We start from the raw sequence: 5,607 nt of genomic DNA on the forward strand, positions 1-5,607 counted from the left end.
TTCGACCTGCTCGAAGGGCTCGGCGCCGAGACCCATGTCGTCGTCACCCGCGCCGCCGAACGAACCTTTGCAGAAGAGATTTCGCCAGACGCCCTGCCGCGCTTGCGCGCCCGCGCGCCGCACTGGCATGAGGTCGGCGAGATCGGCGCGGCGATCGCCTCCGGCTCGTTCCAGACATGCGGGATGATCGTCGCGCCTTGCTCGATGAGGACCCTCGCGGCCGTGGCCTATTGCCAGGCCGACACGCTGCTGACCCGCGCCGCGGACGTCCATCTGAAGGAGCGCCGCCCGCTGGTCCTCATGGCGCGCGAAACGCCGCTCCATCTTGGCCATTTGCGCGCCATGACGGCCGCGACCGAAGCGGGCGCTATCGTCATGCCGCCGACGCCGGCATTTTATTTGAGACCGGAGAATGTCGAGGCCATCATCGACCAGATCGCGAGGCGTGCGATCGACCTGCTCCACGCTTTCCGGCTGCTGACGCGGCCGTGGGGCGGCGAACGTGAGGCGGAGACCGGAATGCGGACGAGGACCGATTGATGGCGGACCATGTCTTGCGCGGCCGCCGATTTCGCGGCGACGAATCCCGTGGCGTCGAGGCCATTCTGTTGGAGCGGATCGACGCCAACCACTGGCGGGCGCGCCTCGCTCCGGCAGGACAAGCCCGCGTCGGCGACCGGCTGCGCTTTGGACAGACCTCCGAGAGCATGGCCTGTCTCCTCTCATTTCTGGACGCGGACATCACCGCCTTGCACGGCGACGAAGCGACGCTGTGCTTCGCCTTTGCCGGCGCCGCGCTCGACGACGCGTTGGAACGGCTCGGCGGCGCGTCCGGTTCCGACCTCTGAGCGGGCTGGCGGGAGGATGCGCCTGAGCAAAGACGCGGGCCGCCGTTCTTCCTAGACCGATGCGAGCGACGCAAAATCGCCGCCGCGATGGAGATCGAGAATGTCCGAGCCGGACTGGCCGCAATGCCTGACCTTATGGCGATGCATCGGCTGCGGATCGATGGGTAATGCCGAAGCCTGCCAAGGGACCTGCGCCTTCAAGCGGCTCATGGTCGTCACCGCCGAGGACCACGCCGAATTGCTCGACTATTTCCTGGCGCTTTCGGAGCGCCGCGACGTCCTTCACGACCTCGCGCGGGCCATCGCCGCCGCCGCCCAAACGGAAGAAGGCTTCGCGCATTCCCACGAGGCGTTGCGGGTTGAAGCGCGCCGCCTGCTTGGCGCGGCGCCCGAGGAAGGCGATCCGCCGCCGCCGATCCCGCCCGATGAGCGCCTTGAAACATGGCGCTGCGCGTCATGCGGTCAAGTCGAGGCGCAGCATGAATGTCTCGGCATCTGCATCCGGCGCAATGGCGATTATGTCACGGGCGAGGACCATGACGCCTTGAGCGCCGGCATCCAGGGCCTGCGCCACGAAACCCGGAAACTGGCCTCCCTCGCGCGGCAGATCGGCTGGTCCAGCCCGCGTCCGGGCCAATTGGAGGGCGCGCGCGTCGCCTTGGGGATGACGGCCCAAAGCCTGCTGCCCGCCGCCTGAGCGCAGGAGGCCATGACAACCTGCGCCGGACTTCAGAAGAAGAATCCGTGCGCGCCCGCGACCGCCCCGGCCACCGTCACAAGCGACAGGCCAAGCAGCACGACATGCATGCGGGTGAGACGCTCGAGCGCCGCCTGCGGATTGGCGTGCGCGATCTGTTCAAAGCGCGGCTCGAATAACGGCTCGATCACGAGCACGACCAACGCGAACAATGTCCAGACGACCAGCATCGCGCCCATCCACCAGAAATGCGGATCGAGGAAGCGCGACCAGAGGTCCATGCGCCAGGTCATCCAGAAGCCTGCCGCGCCGGCGACGGGAATCGAAAAACGGACCTGTGCCGAGAACTGTCGCTCGACAAGTTCGAACAACGCGAGTCCCTCGGCATACGACCGCCGCCGCGCAAGCGGCAGGATGACCAGCGTCACGAAGGCCACGCCTCCGATCCAATGCACGATCGCAAGAACATGGATCGCCCGCGCCAATATGAGATCATCGAATGGCATTTCGTCCTCATTCCGCTCCCGAGTCCGAGGGCAGAGGATTCACGCGCCGCGCGCCGCACTCGGCCTGCGCGGCGCCCCATTCGGACGCGCCGAACCGTCGGGAATCAGCGCGCCGGAAGAGAAAAGCACAGCAGGCCATCACACTTCAACTTGACGGATGCATCGTTGCGATTGCACAAATAAAGCAGGGTTCTGACCGCAATATTTTTGAACTTAAACTGCAATTTATTTCGTTTGTCGACCATTTTCGGATCACCCATAGTGCGCCCCGTAGTCATCGTTTCGCGCTGTTCGATCGATGACTGATACTCACGCCACGATGTCATGATCGCGGGGGTCGCTTGGTCGTCCCCGCGACAGATCACGCGCCCCTATCGAAGGCTATGCCTATGAAAGTGATCCGTCTCGCCGCCTCCCTTCTGATGGGTATGGGGATCGTCTCATCCGCGCTTGCCGCCGACGCGGACGCCGGCAAGCGCGTCTTCAACAAATGCGCGGTTTGCCATACGGCCGTCGCGGGCAAGAACGGCCTTGGACCGTCGCTGTTCGGCGTCGTCGGCCGCCAGTCCGGAACGGTCGCCGGCTACAGCTATTCCGAAGCCATGAAGGGCGCGAACAAGACCTGGAACGAGGCGACGCTCGACGCTTATCTCGCCGACCCGAAAGCGGCCGTTCCCGGAAACAAGATGGCCTTTGCCGGCCTGCCTTCCGCCGATGATCGCGCCAATGTCATCGCTTATCTCGCAACATTGAAGTGACCGCCCGAGGGGCCGTGCGCGCTGACCCGGCGGCGGCTTCTCATCAAGGAACGACGCGAGCCCTTCGCGTCATCGGCGCGCGGAAAATTCGAATTTGGTCGGCGCGCTTTCGAAGCAATGGACCAGATCGTGCGCCCGCTCAAGCTTATCCTCAGGAAGGCGGCAGCCCTGTTGCTGTGGGCGGCCCTGGCCGTTCCCGGCTTCGCGCTCGACAGCCAGTTGGGACACTATCTTGGCCAGGTTCCCCCGGGCGAACTCGCGCCCGGCGCAGACCGCTACGGCCCGGTCGAATCGACCCCGCCGGTCGCGGGCGTTTATGCGGGCGACAAACTCGTCGGCTATGCTTTCGTCAACGCCGACTGGGTGAATTCGACAGGCTATTCAGGGCAGCCGATCCAGATTCTCGAAGGCCTTTCGACCTCCGGCAAGATTACCGGCGCGCGCCTGATGGCGCACCATGAGCCGATCGTCCTGATTGGCATTCCGATCGAGAAGATCAACGCTTTCATTCGCGGTTATGTCGGACGCGATGTCCTCTCGTTGAGTCAGGCGGAATCGGACCGGCCCCCCGTCGATATCGTCAGCGGCGCGACCGTGACCGTGACCGTCATCGCCGAGAGCATGGTGCGTGCGGCGGTCAAGGTCGCCGAACAGAAAGGCATGACCGGACCGGCCGTGGTCAAGCCGGTTGCCCGGGAACTGGATCCATCCCACATCGCGCCGGATGATTGGACCGCGCTGGTCAAGGAAGGCGCGATTGGCCGCCTCAGCATGACCGTTGGCGACGTCACCGCCGCCTACAAACGCGCCGGCAATGAAAACGGCGCGCAAAATCCTGAGTCCGACGATCCCTCAGCGTCCTTCATCGATCTTTATGTGGCGCCCGTCAGCGTTCCCGCGATCGGCAAAAGCTTGCTGGGGGAAACCGGCTATGCGTCTCTCGTCCAATCGCTGGCGCCCGGACAGGGCGCGATCCTGGTCGCGGCCAATGGCGCCTATTCCTTCAAGGGATCGGGCTATGTGCGCGGCGGCATTTTCGATCGCTTCGACGTTTTGCAAGGCGACAGCAGCATTCGCTTTCGCGATCGCGACCATACCCGGATCAGCGACATTCGCGCGGCGGGGGCGCCAGAGTTCCGCGACGTCGACCTCTTTCGCATTCCAGCGGGAACCGCCTTCGACCCGGCGCAGCCGTGGCGGCTGCAATTGCTGGCGCAGCGCCTCTATGGCTCGCGTGACAAAGCTTTCCTGACCTTCGACGTCAACTACCAGATGCCAGAGGCTTATCTCAAGCCCCTGCCCGCGCCGCCCGCAGCCGCGTCGGCGCCCAATCCCTCTGCTCAGCCGATTGCGGCGCCCGCCGCCGCGTCGTCGGCGGAACCGGCGATGTGGCACAGCATGTGGCGGGGCAAGGTCGTGCAAATCAGCATCCTGCTTGTCGCCATCGCTCTGCTCACGCTGATCTTTTTCTTTCAGGACTGGCTTGTGCGGCGTCCGGTTCTTTATGACCGCGTCCGGCTTTCCTACCTGGTCTTCACCTTGGTGTGGATTGGCTGGATCGCGCAGGCGCAGCTTTCGGTCGTCAACGTCCTCGCTTTTCTCAGCGCCCTGCGCACGGATTTCCGCTGGGATTATTTTCTGATGGCGCCGCTGATTTTCATTCTGTGGTTCGCCGCCGCCGCTTCGCTATTGTTCTGGAACCGCGGCGCCTATTGCGGCTGGCTCTGTCCGTTCGGCGCCTTGCAGGAATTGACCAATCGTCTGGCGCGGCGGCTGAAGGCGCCGCAGCTAAAAATCTCCTTCGGAACGCACCAGCGTCTGACCGCCCTCAAATATATCATCTTCCTGGTGCTGTTCGGCATTTCATTGAGCGACCTCGGCCTCGCCGAACGCCTGTCGGAGGTCGAGCCGTTCAAGACGGCGATCATCCTGCGTTTCGCGCGCGAATGGCCGTTTGCGCTTTATGCCGGCGCCCTCGTGGCGGCGAGCATTTTCGTCGAGCGCGCCTTCTGCCGCTACCTCTGCCCGATGGGCGCGGCGCTGGCGATACCCGCGCGTCTGCGGCTGTTCGACTGGCTTCGGCGTTATCGCGAATGCGGCAATCCCTGCCAGCGCTGCGGCAATGAGTGCCCCGTTCAGGCGATCCATCCCGAAGGTCACATCAATCCCAACGAATGCATCCAGTGCCTTCATTGCCAGATGCTCTACCACCACGACCAGAAATGCCCGGTGATGATCCAGCGGCGCCTGAAACGCGAGCGAGTCTCGGCGACATCCGGCGCAGGAGCCGGCCCGGACGCTCTGCCGCCCCGCCGCAAAATCTCGGAAACGCAGTTGACGCCGTAACGCTGTCGCGGCCCGCGCGCCGCATTTTGAAAGTCCAATGTCGCAAGCCGATACGGGGGAGAAGACCATGAGCGAACAAGGCAAAGATCCAAAGACTTCCGAAGCGGCGCCGAGCGTCAGCCGTCGCGGCATTCTTGGCGGAACGGCCGTCGCCGGCGCCGCCGCTCTTTCGAGCGGCGCCGCCTATCTCAATTTCGTGCAGGAGGCCCGAGCGGCCAAATCAGGTTCGCTCAACGCCGAAGTGAAGCCCGGCGATCTCGACGACTATTATGGCTTCAGCAGCTCCGGCCAAACTGGCGAGGTGCGCGTGTTCGGCGTGCCGTCGATGCGCGAACTGGTGCGCATTCCGGTTTTCAACCGGTGCAGCGCCACGGGCTGGGGCATCACCAATGAAAGCCGTAAAATTCTCACCGAAGGCCTGACGCCCGCGACCAAGAAATTTCTTGAGAGCC

At 64.1% G+C, this 5,607-nt stretch carries 7 protein-coding genes and 1 pseudogene; 7 read left to right on the top strand and 1 reads right to left on the bottom strand.

Features of this window, described 5'->3' with window-relative positions; translation table 11 throughout:
• Positions 1 to 6 precede the first annotated feature (6 nt).
• From ACE3S9_RS13910 to ACE3S9_RS13920, 3 genes are all read left to right on the top strand, one after another.
• On the top strand, positions 7 to 540 hold the full coding sequence (locus tag ACE3S9_RS13910; RefSeq protein ID WP_374547075.1) for a UbiX family flavin prenyltransferase: 534 nt from the start codon (positions 7 to 9) through the stop codon (positions 538 to 540).
• A gap of 68 nt (positions 541 to 608) precedes the next feature.
• Complete coding sequence (locus ACE3S9_RS13915) at positions 609 to 848, top strand: hypothetical protein (RefSeq protein ID WP_374547069.1); 240 nt, start codon at positions 609 to 611, stop codon at positions 846 to 848.
• A 100-nt stretch (positions 849 to 948) separates the two neighbouring features.
• Positions 949 to 1,545, top strand: coding sequence for a hypothetical protein (locus tag ACE3S9_RS13920; protein WP_374547070.1), 597 nt, complete (start codon positions 949 to 951; stop codon positions 1,543 to 1,545).
• A gap of 32 nt (positions 1,546 to 1,577) precedes the next feature.
• Here the strand turns inward: ACE3S9_RS13920 and ACE3S9_RS13925 are convergent, their stop codons facing one another.
• Positions 1,578 to 2,030, bottom strand: a complete 453-nt coding sequence (locus tag ACE3S9_RS13925) for a hypothetical protein (protein WP_374547071.1) — start codon at positions 2,028 to 2,030, stop codon at positions 1,578 to 1,580.
• 14 nt (positions 2,031 to 2,044) lie between these two features.
• On the opposite strand from ACE3S9_RS13925, the gene ACE3S9_RS13930 reads away from it, so the two are divergent.
• From ACE3S9_RS13930 to ACE3S9_RS13945, 4 genes and pseudogenes are all read left to right on the top strand, one after another.
• Positions 2,045 to 2,353, top strand: coding sequence for a hypothetical protein (locus ACE3S9_RS13930; RefSeq protein WP_374547072.1), 309 nt, complete (start codon positions 2,045 to 2,047; stop codon positions 2,351 to 2,353).
• Positions 2,354 to 2,440: 87 nt separating this feature from the next.
• Positions 2,441 to 2,809: a cytochrome c family protein gene (locus ACE3S9_RS13935; protein ID WP_374547073.1), complete on the top strand. Its 369-nt coding sequence runs from the start codon at positions 2,441 to 2,443 to the stop codon at positions 2,807 to 2,809.
• 117 nt (positions 2,810 to 2,926) lie between these two features.
• A complete protein-coding gene (locus tag ACE3S9_RS13940; protein ID WP_374547074.1) occupies positions 2,927 to 5,155 on the top strand; it encodes a 4Fe-4S binding protein in 2,229 nt (742 codons plus the stop codon).
• 67 nt (positions 5,156 to 5,222) lie between these two features.
• Positions 5,223 to 5,607: pseudogene (locus tag ACE3S9_RS13945) on the top strand (TAT-dependent nitrous-oxide reductase); the annotation flags it as partial.

Source organism: Rhodoblastus sp., from assembly GCF_041915505.1.
Lineage (GTDB): Bacteria > Pseudomonadota > Alphaproteobacteria > Rhizobiales > Beijerinckiaceae > Rhodoblastus.

What these genes read in the sequence shown, in the direction of transcription:
- ACE3S9_RS13930 (WP_374547072.1), top strand. Translation starts at nt 2,045, where the DNA reads ATGGCATTTCGTCCTCATTCCGCTCCCGAGTCCGAGGGCAGAGGATTC.
- ACE3S9_RS13935 (WP_374547073.1), top strand. Translation starts at nt 2,441, where the DNA reads ATGAAAGTGATCCGTCTCGCCGCCTCCCTTCTGATGGGTATGGGGATC.
- ACE3S9_RS13920 (WP_374547070.1), top strand. Translation starts at nt 949, where the DNA reads ATGTCCGAGCCGGACTGGCCGCAATGCCTGACCTTATGGCGATGCATC.
- ACE3S9_RS13940 (WP_374547074.1), top strand. Translation starts at nt 2,927, where the DNA reads ATGGACCAGATCGTGCGCCCGCTCAAGCTTATCCTCAGGAAGGCGGCA.